Annotated in this window: 19 protein-coding genes; 4 read left to right on the forward strand and 15 right to left on the reverse strand. The window is 63.2% G+C overall.

The genetic code is table 11. From position 1 onward, the window contains the following. The 4 genes from QAT43_RS02410 to QAT43_RS02425 all read right to left on the reverse strand — a co-directional run. The coding region (locus QAT43_RS02410; RefSeq protein ID WP_305041469.1) for a GTP cyclohydrolase, FolE2/MptA family at window positions 1-140 on the reverse strand (140 nt) is incomplete at its 3' end. Window positions 141-151: 11 nt separating this feature from the next. Then, a complete protein-coding gene (gene queC, locus QAT43_RS02415; RefSeq protein WP_305041438.1) occupies window positions 152-826 on the reverse strand; it encodes a 7-cyano-7-deazaguanine synthase QueC in 675 nt (224 codons plus the stop codon). A gap of 1 nt (window position 827) precedes the next feature. Next, complete coding sequence (pyk, locus tag QAT43_RS02420) at window positions 828-2276, reverse strand: pyruvate kinase (protein ID WP_305041439.1); 1449 nt, start codon at window positions 2274-2276, stop codon at window positions 828-830. A 97-nt stretch (window positions 2277-2373) separates the two neighbouring features. Next, window positions 2374-2694, reverse strand: coding sequence for a cytochrome C (locus tag QAT43_RS02425; RefSeq protein WP_305041440.1), 321 nt, complete (start codon window positions 2692-2694; stop codon window positions 2374-2376). Between the two features lie 139 nt (window positions 2695-2833). On the opposite strand from QAT43_RS02425, the gene QAT43_RS02430 reads away from it, so the two are divergent. Continuing rightward, entirely contained in the window at window positions 2834-5233 is a 2400-nt protein-coding gene (locus QAT43_RS02430; RefSeq protein WP_305041441.1) for a penicillin-binding protein 1A, read from the forward strand. A 7-nt stretch (window positions 5234-5240) separates the two neighbouring features. On the opposite strand, the gene QAT43_RS02435 is transcribed toward QAT43_RS02430, so the two are convergent. The 11 genes from QAT43_RS02435 to dnaA all read right to left on the reverse strand — a co-directional run bounded on the left by QAT43_RS02435 (window position 5241) and on the right by dnaA (window position 19035). Further along, window positions 5241-6227 (reverse strand): TAXI family TRAP transporter solute-binding subunit, encoded by a 987-nt coding sequence (locus tag QAT43_RS02435; protein ID WP_305041442.1) that lies wholly within the window; start codon window positions 6225-6227, stop codon window positions 5241-5243. 10 nt (window positions 6228-6237) lie between these two features. Beyond that, window positions 6238-6906 (reverse strand): endonuclease III, encoded by a 669-nt coding sequence (nth, locus tag QAT43_RS02440; RefSeq protein WP_305041443.1) that lies wholly within the window; start codon window positions 6904-6906, stop codon window positions 6238-6240. A 34-nt stretch (window positions 6907-6940) separates the two neighbouring features. After that, entirely contained in the window at window positions 6941-7675 is a 735-nt protein-coding gene (locus tag QAT43_RS02445) for an endonuclease/exonuclease/phosphatase family protein (protein ID WP_305041444.1), read from the reverse strand. Between the two features lie 190 nt (window positions 7676-7865). Beyond that, window positions 7866-8375 (reverse strand): peptidylprolyl isomerase, encoded by a 510-nt coding sequence (locus tag QAT43_RS02450; protein ID WP_305041445.1) that lies wholly within the window; start codon window positions 8373-8375, stop codon window positions 7866-7868. Window positions 8376-8396: 21 nt separating this feature from the next. Next, entirely contained in the window at window positions 8397-9404 is a 1008-nt protein-coding gene (locus tag QAT43_RS02455; protein WP_442900190.1) for an NAD(P)H-dependent glycerol-3-phosphate dehydrogenase, read from the reverse strand. 8 nt (window positions 9405-9412) lie between these two features. Continuing rightward, window positions 9413-10291: a tetratricopeptide repeat protein gene (locus tag QAT43_RS02460; protein ID WP_305041447.1), complete on the reverse strand. Its 879-nt coding sequence runs from the start codon at window positions 10289-10291 to the stop codon at window positions 9413-9415. Further along, a complete protein-coding gene (gene gyrA / locus QAT43_RS02465; protein ID WP_305041448.1) occupies window positions 10218-12734 on the reverse strand; it encodes a DNA gyrase subunit A in 2517 nt (838 codons plus the stop codon). The genes QAT43_RS02460 and gyrA overlap by 74 nt, the downstream gene beginning before the upstream one ends. A 22-nt stretch (window positions 12735-12756) precedes the next feature. Continuing rightward, window positions 12757-15168, reverse strand: coding sequence for a DNA topoisomerase (ATP-hydrolyzing) subunit B (gene gyrB / locus QAT43_RS02470; RefSeq protein ID WP_305041449.1), 2412 nt, complete (start codon window positions 15166-15168; stop codon window positions 12757-12759). After that, the gene (gene recF / locus QAT43_RS02475; protein WP_305041450.1) at window positions 15161-16243 is read right to left on the reverse strand and encodes a DNA replication/repair protein RecF; all 1083 of its coding nucleotides are present in this window, start codon (window positions 16241-16243) and stop codon (window positions 15161-15163) included. The genes gyrB and recF overlap by 8 nt, the downstream gene beginning before the upstream one ends. Before the next feature lie 69 nt (window positions 16244-16312). Continuing rightward, on the reverse strand, window positions 16313-17431 hold the full coding sequence (dnaN, locus tag QAT43_RS02480) for a DNA polymerase III subunit beta (protein WP_305041451.1): 1119 nt from the start codon (window positions 17429-17431) through the stop codon (window positions 16313-16315). Window positions 17432-17670: 239 nt separating this feature from the next. Continuing rightward, window positions 17671-19035, reverse strand: coding sequence for a chromosomal replication initiator protein DnaA (gene dnaA / locus QAT43_RS02485; RefSeq protein ID WP_305041452.1), 1365 nt, complete (start codon window positions 19033-19035; stop codon window positions 17671-17673). Window positions 19036-19346: 311 nt separating this feature from the next. Here dnaA and rpmH point away from each other — a divergent pair, with 311 nt between their 5' ends. From rpmH to yidD, 3 genes are read left to right on the forward strand one after another with little or no spacing between them, the layout of a single operon-like run. After that, window positions 19347-19496 carry a 50S ribosomal protein L34 gene (rpmH, locus tag QAT43_RS02490; RefSeq protein WP_305041453.1) on the forward strand — a complete coding sequence of 50 codons (150 nt, stop codon included), beginning with the start codon at window positions 19347-19349 and terminating at the stop codon, window positions 19494-19496. A gap of 11 nt (window positions 19497-19507) precedes the next feature. Beyond that, a complete protein-coding gene (gene rnpA, locus QAT43_RS02495) occupies window positions 19508-19867 on the forward strand; it encodes a ribonuclease P protein component (protein WP_305041454.1) in 360 nt (119 codons plus the stop codon). A 5-nt stretch (window positions 19868-19872) separates the two neighbouring features. Continuing rightward, the gene (yidD, locus tag QAT43_RS02500) at window positions 19873-20082 is read left to right on the forward strand and encodes a membrane protein insertion efficiency factor YidD (protein ID WP_305041455.1); all 210 of its coding nucleotides are present in this window, start codon (window positions 19873-19875) and stop codon (window positions 20080-20082) included. Window positions 20083-20095: the final 13 nt, after the last annotated feature.

Raw genomic sequence — 20095 nt, forward strand, 5'->3', positions numbered from 1 at the left:
ACGTACATGTTGACCCGCGCCACCGTGTGCTGGCGCGCCTTGCTTTTGTCCATGACCACGATGGGGTAGCGGATGTTCTTCACCCCCACCTTGTCGATGGGGATGTTGCGGGTGTCGGGGGTTTGCTGCACGTCTTTCATGGCAATTTCTCTCAGGCGTAGGCCAGCGGATCGGGCACGCCGGCCTCGGCGAAGCCCTTGAGGCGCAGGCGGCAGGAGTCGCAGCGGCCGCAGGCCAGGCCCGCGGGCGTGGGATCGTAGCAGGAATGGGTGAGGGCGTAGTCGACGCCCAGCTCCAGGCCGCGGCGGATGATGTCGGCTTTGCTCAAGTCGATGAGAGGGGTGTGAATGCGGTAGCGCCCCTGCCCTTCCACCGCCGCGCGGGTGGCGAGATTGGCCATTTGCTCGAAGGCGGCGATGTATTCCGGGCGGCAGTCGGGATAGCCGGAATAATCCAGGGCGTTGACACCGATGTAGATGTCGAAGGCGCCCACCACCTCGGCCCAGCCCAGGGCAAAGGAGAGAAAGACCGTATTGCGCGCCGGCACGTAGGTGACGGGTATGGCGCCCTCCTCCACCCCGTCCTTGGGCACGTCAAGATCGGCGGTGAGGGCGCTGCCGCCAATGCGGCGCATGTCGACCTCGACCACCAGATGCGCGACGGCGCCCACGCGCGGCGCGTATTCACGGGCTTTGTCGAGTTCGACGGCATGGCGCTGGCCATAGGCGAAGGACAGGGCATGGGGGGCAAAGCCTTCGCTGTGGGCCAGGGCCAGGCAGGTGGTGGAATCGAGGCCGCCGCTGTAGAGAATCACCGCCTTTTTCACCTCAGTGCACCTCGTAGAAATCGCCGATACCGATGCGGTGCACCTTCATCAGGTTGGTGGTGCCCGGCGCCGAGACCGGGCTGCCCATGGTGATCACCACCACGTCGCCGCGCTTGAGCACCTCGGCGGCGAGGACCGCCTGCTCCACCGAGCGGATCTGCGCCTCGGTGTCGCCCTCGATGTCGACGCGGATGGAGCGGATGCCGGCGTAGAGAGCCAGGCGCCGGCGCACCCGCGGCGAGGGGGTGACGGCGAAGATCGGCACGCTGGGGCGGAACTTGGCGACCAGGGCGGCGGTGCTGCCCGTCTGGGTGAAGGCGAGAATCCCCGTGGTGCCCAGCGTCTCGGCCACCTGGCAGGCAGCCTGGCCGATGGCCTCGGGCAGGCTGCGGTAGCCGCGCGTTTCGGAGATGGGGTGAAACACCATCTCACGCAGGGCGGGATCGGATTCCACGTCCTCGGCGACGCGCGCCATGAGGCTCACCGCCTCCACCGGATACTGGCCCGAGGCGGTTTCGCCGGAGAGCATCACCGCGTCGGTGCCGTCGAGAATGGCATTGGCCACGTCCGAGGTTTCGGCGCGGGTCGGGCGCGGATTGTTGATCATGCTCTCGAGCATCTGCGTGGCGGTGATCACCGGCTTGCCCGCTTCGTTGCACTCGCGGATGATGCGCTTTTGGATCAGCGGCACCTTCTCCGGCGGCATCTCCACGCCGAGATCGCCGCGCGCCACCATGATGCCGTCGGCGGCGGCGAGGATGGCGCTGAAGCTCTCCACCGCCTCGGGCTTCTCGATCTTGGCGATCACCTGGATGTCGGACTTGGCCTGGTAGAGGCGGTTTTTCAGCTCCCAGACATCCTCGGGGCGGCGCACGAAGGACAGGGCGACGTAATCAAGTTCCTGCTCCAGGCAGAAGTCAAGATCCGCCACGTCCTTCTCCGTCAGGGCCGGCGCCGAGACCTTGACGCCGGGCAGGTTGATGCCCTTGCGGTCCTTGAGCACCCCGCCGACCTTGACCCGGCAGCGCACCTCGTAGCCCTGGGCGCCGAGCACCTCAAGCTCCATGAGACCATCATCGAGGAGAATGCGATCACCCACCACCACGTCGCCGGGCAGGGCCTGGTAGATGGTGGGGATCAAACCGTCGGCGCCGAGCACCTCGCGGGTGGTGATGGTCACCTCGCGCCCGGTTTCGAGGAGCATTTTGCCCCCCGCCATGAGACCGGTGCGGATCTTGGGCCCCTGCAGGTCGCCGAGAATGGCCACGGCGCGCCGCCGGCGCACCGAGAGCTCACGGATGGTGCGGATCCAGCGCACCCGGTCGTCACGGCTGCCGTGGGAGAAATTGAGGCGAAAGACATCGGCGCCCGCCTCCATCAGGGCGAACAACATGTCCTCGCTTGCGCAGGCCGGGCCGACGGTGGCGACGATCTTGGTGCGACGGAACATAAGCGAGATCTCCTTGATCGCGAAAAGAAACAGAAAGACCCTCGTCCCGGCGGGCTAAGGGTCTCCAGGGCCGGCAGGCGCGCCTTCGCGCCGACCGTCAATGATGGTAGCGCCCCTTGTACTGGGTATGGGCGCGATCGGGCCCCTTGTGGCAGCGAAAGCAGCGTTGCTCGGTGATCTTCTGCTGCTCCAGGGTCGAGGGTTCCGGCGGCAGCACCGAGGTCGGCTGCTGCCAGGCGGGCACGCCGCTTTCGTCGCTGAGGGCGACGGGCGCCACCGTGACGCTCCAGTCGTGGCTGATGGGCACCTGATGGCACTGATCGCAGCCGCCCGGCGGCGGAATCGCCTTCCATGAACCGACCATGGCGCAGCCCAAAAGGCTTGCGCCGAGGACCAAAAACACCAGAAATCCCTTCATGATGCACCCTTTCCGCGAAAAAACTGGGGCAATGATAACACAGGGGCGGGCGATGGCAAACGGCAAAACGGTTGCCCCCCGCCTGCCCTCGTGCTAGCATGCGGCTTTTCAACCCCCTGGAAAAAGGTTGGTTTTTCCCATGTCCGCGACACGCATCCTCAAATATCTGGCGATCTTCGCCCTGCTCGCCCTGCTCGGCGGCGCCACCCTGCTCGGCGGCGCCTACTACTACGTGGCGGGGGATTTGCCCCGCGTCGACTCCCTCGCCGACTACCGGCCGCCCATCATCACCCGCGTCCTGGCCGAGGACGGCACGGTGATCGCCGAATATTCGCGGGAGCGGCGCATCGTGGTGCCCGTCGAGCGCCTGCCGCGGCAGTTGGTGAACGCCTTCGTCGCCGCCGAGGACTCCCAGTTCTTTCACCATCCGGGCATCGATTTCTGGTCGATCCTGCGCGCCGCCATTCGTAACCTGCAGGCCGGCGGCATCGTCCAGGGCGGCAGCACCATCACCCAGCAGGTGGCCAAGAGCATGCTTCTCACCCCGGAGCGCAAGTTTTCGCGCAAGTTCAAGGAGGCGATCCTCGCCTACCGCATGGAACAAAAGCTCTCCAAGGAGGGCATCCTCTACCTCTATCTCAACCAGATCTATCTCGGCCATGCCGCCTACGGCGTGCAGGCGGCCGCCGAAAACTACTTCAACAAGGACGTGCAGGACCTGAGCCTCGCCGAATGCGCCATGCTCGCCGGCCTGCCCCAGGCGCCGAGCCGCTACTCACCCTACAGCAACTTCGAGCGCGCCAAGGAGCGCCAGCGCTACGTGCTCAACCGCATGGCCGAGGAGGGCTACATCAGCGCCGAGGAGGCGCGGGCGGCCTTCGCCGAGGAGCTCACCATCCATCCGCGCCTCAACCGCCACATCGCCGGCGCCGCCTATTTCACCGAGCAGGTGCGCCGCTACCTGGAACAGAATTACGGCGAGGAGCTGCTCTACAGCGGCGGCCTGGAGGTGCACACCTCCATGAACCTCGCCATGCAGCAGGCCGCCCAGGCGGCGGTGCGCGACAACCTGCGCGAGCATGACCGGCGCCGCGGCTATCGCGGGCCCCTGCGAGTGCTCGCTCCCGGCGAGGTGGAGGGGTTTCTCGCTCAGCAACGCGACGCCCTGGGCACCCAGCCGCCGGCCCCCGATACGGTGCTCGAAGCGGTGGTCACCGGCAGCGACGAGCGCAACCTGCGGCTCAAGGTGGGCGCCTGGCAGGCGAGCCTGAGCCGCAACGAGGCGCGCTGGGCCGGCACCATCGAGGTCGTCGCCGCCGATCGCAAGCCCGTCGGCAACGCCGAAGGCGGCGGCCGCACCCGTCTGCCCCTGGGCGCGGTCGTGCAGACACGCCTGAGCAAGGTCAATGCCGACGGCTCCCTGGTTCTGAGCCTGGAGCAGGAGCCCCTCGCCCAGGGCGCCCTGGTCGCCGTCGATCCGCGCAACGGCCTGGTGCGCGCCATGGTCGGCGGCTACGACTTTTCCACCAGCCAGTTCAACCGTGCCACCCAGGCACGGCGCCTGCCCGGCTCGGCGATCAAGCCGCTGATTTACGCCGCCGCCCTCGACCGGGGCTTCACCCCGGCGTCCATCATCCTCGACAGCCCGCTGATCTACCGCCAGAGCGGGGGCACCGAGTGGCGACCGAAAAACTACGACGACAAGTTCAACGGCCCGACCAGCTTTCGCGATGCCCTGGCCCAGTCGCGCAACATCCCCACCATCAAGATCCTCGAGGACATCGGCGTGGGCTATGCCGCCAACTACGCGCGCAAGCTCGGCATCGAGTCGCCCCTGCCGCGCGATCTGACCCTGGCCCTGGGCTCGGCGGCCATGACGCCCATGGAGTTGACCACCGCCTACGGCGTCTTCGCCAGCGGCGGGGTGCGCAACACCCCAAGCTACATCCTGCGCATCAAGGACCGCGACGGGCGCATCCTCGAATCCATCGACCCCGCCGACTTCCCCGAGGGCGTCGGCCCCGGCCAGCGCCTGCTGCGCCCCGCGCCGGAGCGGGTGATCTCGCCGACCACCGCCTATCTCATGAACAATCTCATGGAGAGCGTGGTCCAGGACGGCACCGGCCAGCGCGCCAAGGTGCTCAATCGCCCGGTGGCGGGCAAGACCGGAACCACCAACGAACTCAAGGATGCCTGGTTCATCGGCTATGTGCCGCAGCTGGTCGCCGCCTCCTGGGTCGGCCACGACCAGGAACGCTCCCTCGGCCGCCAGGAAACCGGCGCCCGCGCCGCGCTGCCGGCGTGGATCAGCTTCATGCAGGAGGCGGTCAAGGAACTGCCGCTGGAGCATTTCGCCGTGCCCGACAACCTGGAGTTTCGCCCCATCGACCCGCGCAACGGCCTGCTCACCACCGAGGACGCCGACCACATGATCATCGAGGCCTTCGCGCCGGGCAGCGCGCCGACCCGCTACGCCATGGACCAGCCCCAATTGCGCGCGCAGGATTTCTTCCGCCTGGATCTCGAGGAATTGCGCTAAGAACGTTTCAGGGAACGGCGGGCAACAGCGAGGCAGGAAGATCGCGCCCCTGCTGCTGCCAGTAGTGAACCGCGCCGGGATGCAGGGGTAGCTCAACGCCCTCCAGGGCGGCCTCGGCGCTGAATGCGGCGAGAGAGGGATGCAGGCCGCGCAGGGCCCCCAGGCCGTCCTCGTTGAACATGCCCTCGAGGATGCGCCAGCTCATGTCCCGCGAGAGTTCGCGGGAGGCAGCCAGCAGGGCGGTGTCGGCGAAGCTCGTCATCGCCCGCTCCTGGCCGGGATAGGTGCCGGCGGGGATGTCCACCGGCCGGTAGAAGGGATAGAGGTCGAAGAAATGCCCGCCGTGGGCCGCTTCCTGCAGGTTGAGCAGGCGCAGGGGCACCTGCCGCGTGGCGGCGGCAAAGGACGCGCTCGGCACCCCCACCAGCTCCCACACCGCCACCAGGTTGCCGCGCAGCAGCTCGGCAATGGCCATATCGTACCCCAGATATACTGGGACGATTTGCTCCCAGATGCCCAGGGCGCGAAAATAGCGTTCCGCGGCCAGCGCCGCCCCGGAACCCGGATTGCCGATGGCGATTCGCGCCCCGCGCAGCTGCGTCGGTAGGGTGATGCGGCTGCTGGAGAGCACCGCCAGTTGCGCCACCGCATCGTAGAGACGGGTCAGAATCTGGACATTGGCCCGGACCGCGAGCCCGCCGCCCGGCTCCTCGCCGTAAAAATCCCCCGCGTAGACCAGCGCCAGATCCAACTTTCCCTCCTCCAGCGCGCGCAGATTGGCGCTGGACCCGGCACTGCGCTCGACGACGAAGCGCACTCCGGGATGGGCGGGCTGGAGAATTTTCGCCAGCCCTTCCGCCACCACCTGGAACGTCCCGCCGGAGGGCCCTCCGCCCAGCCGCACGGACCGGCCGCGTTTTTCGCAGCCCGCCAGGGCGACGAGCACCAGCAGCAGGCTCAGCAGGACGACCAATTTCGGGATCAGTCTTCTCATGGGGCGCTCGTCAGTGGGATCGGGTCACCCCCTGGCGGGGGCAGCAAGGGCTCACCGGACAGCAGGAGCACAAGGGGGTGGGCGCCTTGCAGATGCGCCGCCCGTGAAAAATCAGCACATGCCCGGTCCGGGTCCATTTTTCGCGCGGCAGCAGCCGACAAAGATCCGCCTCGATGCGCGCCGGATCCTCCGCGCGCGTCCAGCCCAGGCGAAAGGCGATGCGCTTGACGTGGGTGTCGACCACCATCCCCGCCTCGCCGAAGGCCACGCCGCGCACCACGTTGGCGGTCTTGCGGCCCACCCCCGGCAGCCGCACCAACGCCGCGAGCTCGCGCGGCACCGCGCCGCCGTACTCATTCACCAGCACCTTTGCGGTGGCCTGGATGTTGCGCGCCTTGGCACGGAAAAATCCCGTGGAACGAATCAGCTCCTCAAGTTCGCCGAGATCGGCCACGGCCGTCGCGGCGGCGTCGGGACAGCGCGCGAACAGGGCCGGCGTCACCTGGTTGACCCGCTCGTCGGTGCACTGGGCGGAGAGCATGGTGGCCACCAGCAACTGCCAGGGATCGCCATGATGCAGGGCGCAGTGGGCATCGGCGTGCGCCTGTTCGAGCAGGGCCAGCACCTCCAGGGCCTTGCCGCGCGCCGCGCCGTGCCCTCGGGTTCTGGGCCCATCCACAGATTTCACAGCCTTATCCACAACCGCGTTCCTTTCAGCCCGCCGCGACCTCCATGCCGCTTCTCTTGAGTTCCTTGACCCGAAGAATACAGGCCGGATCCTGGATTTCGGCCGTGAGAATCAGGGGCAGATGGGAGGATGCGCGACGCGCCAGGGGCGAGCGCAGAATGCTGGCGTCCAGCACGCGAATCTTGCCTTTGAGGTAGGCGCGATCCCGGCCGATGAGGGGAAAACGCGCCGGATAGGTGGCGCTCCACAGGGGACGGATGGCCTGGCGCAGGCGCAGGTTGAGCTCCAGGTTGGCGAGGGTCCAGATGATATCGCCGAAATCGCCGAGGACGATGGTCGGGCACACCAGGGCGTCGTCGCCGAGCAGGTCGCGACTGAGCAGGCTGTGGATCTGGCGGCCGCGCCGGCCGAGGGCGCTGCTCAGGCGCAGATTGAACAGGTGCAGGCGCTTGCCGCGCACGTCGGCATCGCCGCGCAGGCAGCAGCCCCCCTCGCCGAGATCGTAGGTGCGCAGCCCCGCCAGGGGAAAGTAGGACAAAAAGGCGTTGCCGCCGGCCTTCTCCTTGGCATAGGCGGTCATGCCCAGGCGCTTCTCCAGCTGGTGCAATTGGCCGCCGGCATCGGTGTCGATGTCCTGCAGGGCGAGGATATCCGGCCGGCCCTCGGCGATCACCGCGGCAATGCGCTCGGGATCGATGCGCCCATCGCCGCCGCGGCAGCGGCCGACCTGATAGGTCATGATGCGGACGGTGGCGGACATCCTCGGCGAAGTCCCCCTCGGCGGTCGGGGTTGGCGGCAGGGGCGAGGTTTCCGCCCCAAGGGACAAAGTAGGGAAAATTATAATTGATCGGCCCCGAAACGCCAGAAAAGAAACGCGGCGCGCGCCCACGAAAAAAGGCGGTCCACCCGTCGGGGGCATCCGCCTTGAAAGACTCAGAACTCGCAGGTGTCAGGGCTGCGTCGCGATGCTGACCTTGCGCATGCGGTCGCCGGCCTGGATGCGCCGCACCACCTCCATGCCCTCCACCACCTGGCCGAAGATGGTGTAGCCGCCGTCCAGGTGCGGCTGGGGGTCGAGGCAGATGTAGAACTGCGAACCCGAGGAGCGGCGCTCCGGATTGACTCGGTCGCCCTTGCGCGCGGTGGCCACGGCGCCCACCTGATGCTTGAGGCTGGGATGGATTTCCGCCGGCAGGTCGTAGCCGGGCCCGCCGGTGCCGTTGCCCAGGGGATCGCCCCCCTGCACGACGAAGCCCGGCACCACGCGGTGAAAGCTCAAGCCGTCGTAGAAGCCCTCGCGGGCGAGCTTGCGGAAGTTGGCCACGGTCTGCGGCGCCTGTTCGGCGTGGAGTTCGATACGGATGGTGCCGTGCTCGGTCTCGATCACGGCAAACTCCGCGGCCGCCGCCGGCGCGGCCAAAATGGCGAGCAATCCCAAAATCGCAACCCACCTGCGCATACTCGGTCTCCTTTTCCGCAACTAGATTCCCTCGGACTTGAGGTCGCGGGCCATGAGATCAATCACGGCCTGGCGCGGATCCTTGTCCTCGTAAAGGATCAGATACATCTGCTCGGTGATGGGCACCTCGACGCCGAGTTTCCGCGCCAGGCGGTAGGTGGACAGGCAGGTCTGGACCCCTTCGGCGACCATCTTCATGCCGGCGAGAATGTCCTTGAGCTTGCGCCCCCGGCCCAGTTCGATGCCGACGCCGCGGTTGCGCGACAGATCGCCGGTGCAGGTCAGCACCAGATCGCCCATGCCCGCCAGGCCGGCGAAGGTGGTCGCCTGGGCGCCCTTGGCCAGACCCAGGCGCGTCATCTCGGCGAGGCCGCGGGTGATGAGCGCGGCGCGGCTGTTATGGCCGAAACCCAGGCCGTCGGCCACCCCGGCGGCAAGGGCGATGACGTTTTTCAGCGCCCCGCCCAACTCCACGCCGAGGATATCGGTGTTGGTGTAGATGCGAAAGGCCTCGGTGCTCATGGCCTCCTGCACGCGCCGCGCCGCAGCCTGGTCGCGACTGGCCGCCACCACCGCGGTAGGCATGCCCGCCGCCACCTCGCGGGCGAAGCTGGGACCGGAGAGATAGCACAGCCCCTGGTGAAAGGCCCCCGGCAGGGTTTCCTCCAACACCTCGGACATGGTCCGCAGGCTGTCGATCTCGATGCCCTTGGCCGCGCTCACCACCAGGCAGTCCGGGGCGATGTCGGCAACGGCGCGCTGCATGAGGCCGCGCATGACCTGGGAGGGCGGTACCAGCAGCAACAGCTCGCGGCCCGCGACGGCCTGGCGCAGATCGGCGGTGAAGGACAGGTTGGAGGCCAGGGTCACGCCGGAGAGAAACAGATCGTTCTCGCGGGTGCGCGTCATGCGCTCCACCAAATCGGCTTCGTAGGCCCAGAGGGTGACGGCGTGGCCCTTGCGCGCGAGCAGATCGGCGAGGGTCGTGCCCCAGCTGCCGGCGCCGATGACACCGATGTTCATAGGGATCATCCTTTTCAAATGGCTTTCTGCTTTTTCTCGATACGCTCCCGCACCTGCGCGATGCGCTGCTCCAACACCTCGGGCTTGGGATAGACGCCGCGCAGTTTTTCCAGCATCTCCAGGGCGTCCACCAGCTGCTCCTGCTCCTCGAGCACCGCCGCCAGGCCGAAGCGCGCTTCCACCGCGTAGAGGTGGTCGGGCCAGCGGGCGATGAGCTCCTCGAAGCGCTGCCGCGCTTCCTTGAAATCCCCCTGCAGGGTCAAGGAGACGGCAATGCGGTAGCTGGTCTCGGCGCCCAGTTCACTCTCGGGAAAGAGCCGCAGCAGGTTGTCCCACTCGATGCGCGCCTGCTCGAAGTTGTTGAGGCGGAAATAGGCCTCCCCGATACGATACTGGACCTGATCGCCCTCGGCAACCCCCTGGTCGAGAAGTTTCTGGTAGGCAGCCACCGCCCGACCGGGATCCTCCAGGCGGTCCATGTAGATATCCGCCGCGTAGCGCTGGGCGGCCAGGCCGAAGGGGCTGCCGGGATAATTCTTTTCTAGTTGGAGAAAGGCCAGCAGCGCCCGCTCGGCGTCCTTGAGGTAGAGGTGCTGGAGCTCGCCGACGTGAAACAGGGCCTCGTCGGCGCGCGAGGCATGGGGGTAGAGGCGCGCGAGCCGCTGGAACTGGCGCGCCGCCTCGACGTAGTCCTGCTCCACCAGCAAGGCCTGGGCGCGGCTGAAGCGGCGCTCGGCGAAGCGCTCCTGATTCCACAGGTAAAAGACGGCGCCGCAGCCGGCCACAAGCGCCAGCAGCAGCCCCGCCAGCAGCAGGCGCCTACTCGTCCTCCGGCGCCGGTAGCTCAGTTCCTCCCTCAAAATCTGTTTCTTCAACTTCTGAATCGAGGCCATGGTCTTCATCCTTCTCGGCCAGCTTGGCCACCGCCACCACGCGCTCGCCGGGCTCGAGCACCATCAGGCGCACGCCCTGGGTGTTGCGGCCGATGACCGAGAGATGGGCGACGGAGGTGCGCAGCACCTTGCCGCGATCGGTGATGAACATCAGGTCCGAATCTTCCTCGCAGAGCTTGATGTCGACCACCTTGCCGTTGCGTTCCGAGGTCTTGATGGTGATGATGCCCTTGCCGCCGCGGCTCTGCACCCGGTACTCGTCGAGATCGGTACGCTTGCCGTAGCCGTTTTCGGTGACCGTCACCAGGGTCGCGGCGGTCACGTCGGTGACGGTCTCCATGCCGATCACCCGGTCGTCGTCCTCGAGCAGCATGCCGCGCACCCCGCGTGCGGTGCGGCCCATGGGGCGCACGTCCGTCTCGGGGAAGCGGATCGACTTGCCGTGGCGGCTGGCGAGGAGAATGTCCATGCTGCCGTCGGTGAGACGCGCGGCGATGAGATGGTCGCCCTCGTCGATGGTCAGGGCGATGATGCCGCCGGCGCGGGGATTGGCGTAGGCCATGAGGTCGGTCTTTTTCACCGTGCCCTGCTCGGTGGCGGTAACGATGTACTTGCCCTCGACAAACTCCTTGACCGGCAGCACCGTCATGACCTTCTCTCCGGCGGCGAGGTTGAGCAGATTGACGATGGCCTTGCCGCGCGAGGCGCGCCCGCCCTGGGGAATCTCATGCACCTTGAGCCAATAGACCTTGCCCTGGTCGGTGAAGATCAGCACGTAGCTGTGGGTCGAGGCGATGAACAGGCGCTCGACGAAATCCTCTTCCTTGGGACGCATGCCGGTCTTACCCTTGCCGCCGCGGCGTTGGGCGCGGTAGAGGGACACGGCGTTGCGCTTGATGTAGCCGGTGTGGGACACGGTCACCACCATGTCCTCCTCGACGATGAGGTCCTCGAGGGACAGTTCGCCGGTCTGGGCGACGATCTCGGTGCGGCGCGGGTTGGCGTATTTTTCCCGTACTTCGAGCAGTTCCTCGCGGATGATCTTGAGAATTTCCACCTCGCTGGCGAGAATTTCCTTGAGGCGGCGGATCAGGGCCAGCACCTCCTCATACTCGGCGAGGATCTTGTCGCGCTCCAAGCCGGTGAGGCGGTGCAGGCGCATGTCGAGGATCGCCTGGGCTTGGAGCTCGGAGAAGGCAAAGCGCCCCATGAGCCGTTCCTTGGCCTCGGCGGGACTGGCCGAGGTCTTGATGATCTGGATCACCTCGTCGAGGTTTTCCAGGGCGATCTTGAGGCCTTCGAGGATGTGGGCGCGCGCCTCGGCTTTCTTCAGGTCGAAGATGCAGCGGCGCGTCACCACTTCCTTGCGGTGCTCGATGAACAGGTCGAGCAACCGGCGCAGATCGAGCACCTGGGGCTGGCCGTTGACGATGGCGAGCATGATGATGCCGAAGGAGGACTGCATGGCGGTCATCTTGTACAGCTGATTGATGATCACCGCCGGAATCACGTCCTTTTTCAGCTCGATGACGATACGCATCCCTTCGCGGTCCGATTCGTCGCGCAGATCGGAAATGCCCTCGATCTTCTTGTCCTTGACCAGCTCGGCTATTTTTTCGATGAGCTTGGCCTTGTTCACCTGGTAGGGGATCTCGCTGATGATGATCGCTTCCTTGCCGGTGCGCTTGTCGACCTCGACCAGGGCGCGGGCGCGCATCTGGATGATGCCGCGGCCGGTGCGGTAAGCCTCGCGGATGCCTTCGCGGCCGAAGATGAAGCCGGCGGTGGGAAAATCCGGTCCGGGCAGCTTTTCCATCAGCTCGTCGAGGCGCAGGCGCGGATCGTCGATGATCGCCACCAGGGCCTCGATCACCTCGCCCAGGTTGTGCGGCGGGATCTTGGTCGCCATGCCGACGGCGATGCCCTCGGACCCGTTGACCAGCAGATTGGGAAACTTGGCCGGCAGGACCAGGGGCTCCTGCAGGGAGTCGTCGTAATTGGGCCCGAAATCAACGGTTTCCTTCTCGATGTCGGCGAGCAGCTCGCCCGCCAGGCGCGCCATGCGGATTTCGGTGTAACGCATGGCGGCGGCGGAATCGCCGTCGATGGAGCCGAAGTTGCCCTGGCCGTCGACCAGGGGATGGCGCATGGAGAAATCCTGCGCCATGCGCACGATGGTGTCGTAGACCGCCGAATCGCCGTGGGGATGATACTTACCGATAACGTCACCGACCACGCGCGCCGATTTCTTGTACGGCTTGTTCCACTCGTTGCCCAGGTCGTGCATGGCGAAGAGCACGCGGCGGTGCACCGGCTTGAGGCCGTCGCGCACGTCGGGCAGGGCGCGGCCGATGATGACGCTCATGGCGTAGTCCATGTAGGACTTGCGCATCTCGTCTTCGATGTTGACCGTGAATTTGGTGGGCTGTTGCGGTTCCAGCATGATTCGCTATTCCTTCAGGAATTTAGATGTCGAGGTTCGACACGTTGAGGGCGTTCTTCTCGATGAAATCGCGGCGCGGCTCCACCTGATCGCCCATGAGCACGGTAAAGATCTCGTCGGCTTCCACCGCGTCCTCGATCTTGACCTGCAGCAGCACGCGCTTGTCGGGATCCATGGTGGTTTCCCACAACTGCTCCGGGTTCATCTCGCCCAGCCCCTTGTAGCGCTGAATGTATTGGCCCTTCTTGGCGCGATCGAGGAAATGGGTGAGCAGATCCTGGCGATCGGAGATTTCCGTCACCTCCTTGTTTTCGTAGGAGATGAAGGCTTTTTCGTCGAGACAGATCTCCTCGACCTTGCGGTAGGCCTGCAGCAGAAGCTTGTATTCGGGTGAGGAGAGAATCTCCAGACCGCCCTGGTCGAGGCGCGCGCGCAGGTTGCCGAGCGTGAAGAAAATCCGCGGCGGATCCTGCAAGGCCTGATAGGTGGCACGCGGCTCCACCGCTTTGAGCTTGTCGGCAAGCGGGGTGAGATCGAGCATGTCGGCAAAGCCGTTCTGGATCTTGCCGGTGACGAAAATCCGCAGAAGCTCGCGGTTAAGGCCCTTATGCACCAGTTTTTCGAAGAGGTTGTTGAAGTCGATGATGTTGCGCAAAGTCGGAATGATCTGCTTGCCGCGCAGTACCTTGCCGGTTTTTTCCATCTGCACGGTGGCGCCTTCGGTGCCCTCGTCAAGCAGGTATTCGAGCAATTCCGCATCGTCCTTGCGATAGATCTCCTTCTTGCCGCGCTTGACCTTGTAGAGGGGCGGCTGGGCGATGTAGAGATGGCCGCGCTCGACCAGCTCGGGCATTTGGCGGAAGAAAAACGTCAGCAGCAAGGTGCGGATGTGCGAGCCGTCGACGTCGGCGTCGGTCATGATGATGATGCGATGGTAGCGCAGCTTGGCGAGGTCGAAATCGTCCTTGCCGATGCTGGTACCCATGGCGGTGATCAGGGTGCGGATCTCCGCCGAGGTGAGCATCTTGTCAAAGCGCGCCTTTTCCACGTTGAGTATTTTGCCCTTCAGCGGCAGGATCGCCTGGGTGCGCCGGTCGCGACCCTGCTTGGCGCTACCGCCCGCCGAATCGCCCTCGACCAGATAGATTTCGGAAAGGGCCGGATCTTTTTCCTGGCAGTCGGCGAGCTTACCCGGTAGGGATAAGCCTTCCAGGGCGCCCTTGCGCCGCGTCAGGTCGCGCGCCTTGCGCGCCGCCTCGCGGGCGCGCGCCGCCTCGATGCCCTTTTCCAGGATCTTGCGCGCTACCTGGGGGTTTTCTTCCAGGTATTCGGCGAGCTTTTCGTTCATCAGAGTCTCGACGTAGCCCTTGACGTCCGAGTTGCCGAGCTTGGTCTTGGTCTGCCCCTCGAATTGCGGATCGGAGATCTTCACCGAGATCACCGCCGTCATGCCCTCGCGCAGATCATCGCCGCTGATGGTGGTCTTGACGTTTTTCAGCAGGTTGTTGGCGGTGGCATAGGTGTTCATGGTACGGGTCAGAGCCGCCTTGAAGCCGATCAGATGAGTGCCGCCCTCGTGGGTGTTGATGTTGTTGGCGAAGGAAAAAATCTTTTCGTCGTAGCCGTCGTTGTACTGGATGGCCACCTCCATCTCCACCCCTTCCTTTTCGCCGCGAAAGTAGATGGGGGCGGGGTGCAGAGCCGTCTTGGCGCGGTTGAGGTACTCGACGAAGGAGACAATGCCGCCCTCGTAGTGAAACTCGTGGCTCTTTTCGGTGCGCTCGTCGAGAATGTTGATCTTGACGCCGGCGTTGAGAAAAGCCAACTCGCGCAAGCGCTGGGAGAGGGTCTCGAAGGAGAATTCCGTGGTCTCGAAAATCTCGCCATCGGGCCAGAAGGTGATCTTGGTGCCACGCTTCTTGGTGGCGCCGTCCTCGCGCAGCGCACACATGGGCACGCCGCGCTCGTAGGTCTGGCGATAGACGAGATTGTTGCGGCGGATTTCCAGTTCGAGCTTTTCCGAAAGGGCGTTGACCACCGACACACCCACGCCGTGCAGGCCGCCCGAGACCTTGTAGGACTCGTTGTCGAACTTGCCGCCGGCGTGCAGCACGGTGAGCACCACCTCGGCGGCGGGCTTGTGCATGGTGGGGTGCATGTCCACGGGAATGCCGCGGCCGTTGTCCTCCACCGTCACTGAACCGTCAAGATGAATGGTGACCAGGACCTCGTTGCAGTAACCGGCCAGGGCCTCGTCGATGGAGTTGTCGACCACCTCGTAGACCAGATGGTGGAGGCCCGGGGCGCCGGTCGAACCGATATACATGGCCGGGCGTTTGCGCACGGCGGAGAGGCCTTCCAGAACCTTGATGCTGTCCGCGCCGTAATCCTTGGGATTCCGCGGAGAAAGCAAATCCTGCTGTTTGTCAGTCATGGTGCCAGTGTCCTTTGCTTACGTGAAAAAAGCGGGCCTGGGCCAAGCCCTGGCGACGCAGCGATTCCGCATCGGTGGTGGTCAGGAACACCTGACCGCGGCGTTCGCGAAGAAATTCGAAGAGATAGCTCTTGCGCCGGCTGTCCAGTTCGCTGGTGATGTCGTCGAGGAGCAGTACTGGGGAATCTCCCGTCAATTCCTCCAGCAGTTCGATCTGCGCCGCCTTGAAGGCTAGAATGAAGCAGCGCTGCTGTCCCTGGGAGCCAAAACTGCGCAGGGAACGGCCATTGACCAGAAACCGGGGATCATCCCGATGGGGGCCGGCCAGGGTCTGGCCGAGGCGGCGTTCCTCGGTGTGCAGGCGGCTGAGTTCGCGGCGCAGATCCTCGGCGAAATCGCTGTCAGGCGCTCCCGGGCACATCAGGCTGGCCTGCTCGCCTGCTTCGGTGATGCGCGCGTAGACCCGGGCCAGGTGAGGCGCGAGGCGCGTGGCGAAAGTATGGCGCTCGGCGCGAATGGCGGCCCCGGCGCGAATCAAACCCTCGGTCCAGGGCGTCAGCTCAGCCGACGCGGCTCCTTGGCGCAGCAGACCATTGCGTTGACGCAAAATGCGCAAAAAATCCTGAAAAAGATCCAGGTAACCGGCATCCATGTGCAAAAGGGCGCGATCGAGCAAATCGCGGCGGCCCGCCGGTGCGCCCTTGACCAGGTTGACTTCCTCCGGGGAGAAAAGCACCGGTCGCAATATGCCCAGCACCTCGCCGGCACGGCGCACCTGTTTGCCGTCGATGCGCACCCGTTTGTGCGGGCCGTCCAGAAGGAGTTCCAGGCAATGGCCGACGCCGGCCGTTTCAACCCGGGCCTCAAGGCGACTCTGGAGGGCGCCGGCGCGGATCAGTTCCTCGTTGCGTTGGGTGCGAAAACTTTTCAGGGTCCCCAGAAGGTAAATGGCCTCCAGAAGATTGGTTTTGCCCTGCGCGTTCTCGCCCCAAAAAACATTGAAATCCCTCGCGGGCTCCAAGGCGGCCGTGGCGAGATTGCGAAAGGTCGCCAGCTGAAGAGCGCTGATCAACATAAACGGTGTCGTTTTCAAAAAAAAAGCCTTTTGGGCAAAAGGCTTTTTTTCCCTTCAGGAAATTTCCGATTATAAACGCATCGGCATGATGACTGCCAAATAATTTTTGTCGGTGCTGCCGGTCAGCAGCGCCGGGGAGAGATTATCCTTGATTTTAAACAGAATTTTTTCCTCGTCATGGGTCTGGAGGATATCCAGGAGATAACGGGCGTTAAAACCGATGGCGACTTCCTGACCCTGGTAGGCTACTTCCAATTCCTCGCGCCCGTCGCCCAACTCGGGATTGGAGGAGGAAATTTCCAGCAGATCCGGTTTTAGGGCAATGCGCACGCCCTTGGATTTTTCACTGGCGAGGGTCGACATGCGGCGCAGGGCATGAAAGAACTCTTCCGTGGAAATTTCCGCGGTCTGATCGTTGGCCTTGGGAATGACGCGTTCGTAATCGGGAAACTGACCGTCAATCAGGCGCATGATCAGAGTGGTGTGGCCCTTGGAAATCTGGGCGCTGTTTTCCATGAAACTCAGGTGGATATCCTCGCCGCCTTCCTCCGCCAGTTTTTTCAGCTCGAAGATGCCCTTGCGCGGAAAAATGACTCCGCGTTGCAGTTCGGGTGCCGCGGGGGCAGGAATGGGCGCGGCGATTTTCGCCAGGCGATGTCCGTCGGTGGCGACCAGGTTGAGGAAATCCTCGGAATTGTCCTGGCCGCTGCGAAAGAAAATACCGTTGAGGTTGTACTTGGTTTCGTCCGTGGACATGGCGAATGCGGTCTTTTCGATCATGCGCGCCACAGCGGCGCTGGGCAGAACGATGATCTCCGGATCCTTGGTCGCCGGGAAAAACGGAAATTCCTCCGGCGAGAGACCGACCAGGTTGAAGAGGGCCTTGCCGCAGCGGATTTCGATCCAGCAGTTTTCCTTGGCGCGAAAGGAAATTTCTCCTTCCGGCAGTTCGCGCACGATTTCGAAAAGTTTCTTTGCCGAAACGGTGATACGGCCGGATTCCTCGATGGTTGCCGGATAGGACGAACGCATTCCCACCTCGAGGTCGGTGGCGGTCAGCACCACCGCGGCGTCGGCGGTGTCGATGAGGACATTGGCCAGGACCGGGATGGTATTCTTGCGTTCGACGATGGCCTGAATCCGGCCCAGGGCCTTGAGGAAAACCTGTTTTTCAATCTGGAATTTCATGGAACCTCCCTGCGGTGGAAAGTATCTATGCTCTATGGGTTTTTAAAAAAATAAAAATGGTAGTAGTAATAGATGCCTGTGGGTAGCTGGTTTTAGCGCCAAAGTCGCTGGAAAAACGTTGCATTCCTATGTTGAAAACCTTGTGGGAGCGGACCCTGGGAAAAGCCGCCATTGTGGATAGCCGAACAGCGACCTTCGGTCATCCACCGCATCCCCAGCGGGACGCACAGCTTATCCCCTCAACGGGTTAGAGTATTTTTGAGGGTATTGAGGGTTGCGCGCAACTGAAAATCATTCTCCTGCAAACTTTCGATTTTTTTTATGGCGTGGATGATGGTTGAATGATCCTTGCCGCCGAAACGCTCGCCGATTTCCGGAAAGGACAGGGAGGTGAGCTGGCGCGACAGGTACATGGCGATCTGACGGGGCAACACCAAGGCCTTGAGGCGCTTGGGTGATTTGAGGTCCGTCAGTTTGAGGTTGAAATGGGCGGCCACGCACTTTTGGATCTCTTCCACGGAAAGTTCCCGGCTTTTTTCCACGAGAATATCCTTGAGGACTTCCCGGGCCATCTCCAGGGTGAGGGGTGTCGAGGTCAGGCTGGCGTAGGCGCCGAGGCGAATTAAAAAACCCTCGAGTTCGCGCACGTTGCTGGTGATGGAGTTGGACAGGAAAAAGGCGACGTCCTCCGGAAGATTGATGCCGTTCTTATCTGCTTTCATTTTGAGAATCGCTTGTTTGGTCTCCACGTCCGGCGCCTGGATGTCGGCGATGAGTCCCCACTCGAAACGCGAACGCAAACGCTCCTCGAGACCGGGGATCTCCTTGGGAAACTTGTCCGAGGTCACCACGATCTGCTTGTGCGCCTCGTACAAGGCGTTGAAGGTGTGGAAAAATTCCTCCTGGGTGCGTTCCTTGCCGGCGATGAATTGGACGTCGTCGATGAGCAGGACATCCATGGAGCGAAATTTGTTGCGAAATTCATCCATGCGGGCATAGCGCAGGGAATTGATCAGCTCGTTCATGAATTTTTCCGAGGCATAGTAGCAGACGCGCATTTCCGGGTTGCGGCTTAGAATCGCGTTGCCGATGGCGTTGATCAGATGGGTCTTGCCGAGACCCACGCCTCCGTAGATGAACAGGGGATTGTAGGTGGTGGCCGGGTTGTTGGCGACGGCCATGGCCGCGGCATGGGCGAATTGATTCGAGGAGCCGGAAACAAAATCGGTAAAGACGTAGCGTGGATTGAGATTCGAGGGAAAGAGATCCGGCTTGGGGCGTGCCGGGGATGTCTCCGCGGTTTCCTCCGGGGCAGCGGTTACTCCCGGGGGGCGGGTCGCCTGGGAGGCTTTGTCGGCGATGGAGGACTTGCCGATCTCCAGGTCGATGCGATATTCAACCGCGCCGACCTGAGCGAGGGCTTGTTCGATCCGCGCGGCGTAGTTGTCGCGGATCCACTCAAGAAAAAATCGGTTGGGAACCCGCAGATGAATGCGCGATTTTTCGGCGCGCAGAAATTCAATGGGCTTGATCCAGGTGGTAAACAGCTGTGGGCTGAGGGTTTGCTGCAAAAGGGTCAGGGTTTCGCGCCAGAGTCGATCCATGGATGCGGGCTGTCCGGTAGAAAGGGAAAAAAACAAGGGAAAAAAACGCGCATTACAAAGTCTGATTCACAGGTTTTTCAACATCTGTGGAAAAAGGAAAAAATGCTTTTTTCTTAATACTTTTGCTGTCCTTGAGGGGGCTAAAATTAACAGAGGCAGAGAGAAATTTCAAGTCTTTTCTCCGCAGGCGCCGATGCCCGGCGGCGCCGTCAGGACGCAAAGGCGGTTGACTTCTGACGCAAAGTATGTTCTTAATTACGCTTTCTTTTGTTCCGCAGAATAAATCATGATCGATTCAAGGAGTTAGTTCGATGAAACGCACTTACCAGCCGAGTAAGGTTCGGCGCAAAAGAACCCACGGATTTCGCAAGCGGATGCTGACCAGCAAGGGCCAGCAGGTTCTTAAGCGGCGCCGCGCCAAAGGCCGTCATCGCCTGGTTGTGGAGATTCCCAAGAAGTAGTTGGCGACCCGGTGACCGACTCCAGAGCGCATTCCTTCCCGGGCAGCAAACGTCTCAAAACCGGTAAAGAATTTGAAACCTTGCGAAAAAAGGGGCGTTTGTACAAAACGCCCCACTTTCTTGTCTATGTGCTGAAAAACACCGAGGGCGGGTGTCGGCTGGGATTGACGGTGAGTCGCAAAGTCGGCAACTCGCCGGAACGCAATCGGGTGAAACGCTTGCTGCGCGAATTCTTTCGCCGGCAACTGCAGGTTGCCTGCCAGGATCGGGATTTTTCCATTGTCGCCCGGCCCGGCGCCTCCCTTCTTCGTTTCGACCAGGTGGTCGAGGAGCTTGGTGGTCTCAAGAGATTCGGCAATAGCCGAGGTTAAGCGCCATGCGGCATCTGTGCCTGGGTCTGATTCGTGTTTATCAACTTGTTCTTTCCCCGCTCATGGGGCCTTCCTGCCGTTTTTATCCTTCCTGTTCCCAGTATAGTTACGACGCGATTCATCGCTATGGCATCTTGAGAGGTCTGTGGCTGGGGTTACGCCGCCTGGCCAAGTGTCATCCCTTTCATCCGGGAGGGATCGATCCCCTGCCCTGATCTTTTATCCCCT

The sequence above is a fragment of the Geoalkalibacter sp. genome, assembly GCF_030604225.1.
Lineage (GTDB): Bacteria > Desulfobacterota > Desulfuromonadia > Desulfuromonadales > Geoalkalibacteraceae > Geoalkalibacter.

What these genes read in the sequence shown, in the direction of transcription:
- recF (WP_305041450.1), bottom strand. Translation starts at nt 16,243, where the DNA reads ATGTTGATCAGCGCTCTTCAGCTGGCGACCTTTCGCAATCTCGCCACG.
- pyk (WP_305041439.1), bottom strand. Translation starts at nt 2,276, where the DNA reads ATGTTCCGTCGCACCAAGATCGTCGCCACCGTCGGCCCGGCCTGCGCA.
- QAT43_RS02445 (WP_305041444.1), bottom strand. Translation starts at nt 7,675, where the DNA reads ATGTCCGCCACCGTCCGCATCATGACCTATCAGGTCGGCCGCTGCCGC.
- gyrB (WP_305041449.1), bottom strand. Translation starts at nt 15,168, where the DNA reads ATGACTGACAAACAGCAGGATTTGCTTTCTCCGCGGAATCCCAAGGAT.
- QAT43_RS02435 (WP_305041442.1), bottom strand. Translation starts at nt 6,227, where the DNA reads ATGAGAAGACTGATCCCGAAATTGGTCGTCCTGCTGAGCCTGCTGCTG.
- gyrA (WP_305041448.1), bottom strand. Translation starts at nt 12,734, where the DNA reads ATGCTGGAACCGCAACAGCCCACCAAATTCACGGTCAACATCGAAGAC.
- rpmH (WP_305041453.1), top strand. Translation starts at nt 19,347, where the DNA reads ATGAAACGCACTTACCAGCCGAGTAAGGTTCGGCGCAAAAGAACCCAC.
- QAT43_RS02450 (WP_305041445.1), bottom strand. Translation starts at nt 8,375, where the DNA reads ATGCGCAGGTGGGTTGCGATTTTGGGATTGCTCGCCATTTTGGCCGCG.
- QAT43_RS02425 (WP_305041440.1), bottom strand. Translation starts at nt 2,694, where the DNA reads ATGAAGGGATTTCTGGTGTTTTTGGTCCTCGGCGCAAGCCTTTTGGGC.
- yidD (WP_305041455.1), top strand. Translation starts at nt 19,873, where the DNA reads ATGCGGCATCTGTGCCTGGGTCTGATTCGTGTTTATCAACTTGTTCTT.
- dnaN (WP_305041451.1), bottom strand. Translation starts at nt 17,431, where the DNA reads ATGAAATTCCAGATTGAAAAACAGGTTTTCCTCAAGGCCCTGGGCCGG.
- QAT43_RS02430 (WP_305041441.1), top strand. Translation starts at nt 2,834, where the DNA reads ATGTCCGCGACACGCATCCTCAAATATCTGGCGATCTTCGCCCTGCTC.
- dnaA (WP_305041452.1), bottom strand. Translation starts at nt 19,035, where the DNA reads ATGGATCGACTCTGGCGCGAAACCCTGACCCTTTTGCAGCAAACCCTC.
- QAT43_RS02460 (WP_305041447.1), bottom strand. Translation starts at nt 10,291, where the DNA reads ATGGCCTCGATTCAGAAGTTGAAGAAACAGATTTTGAGGGAGGAACTG.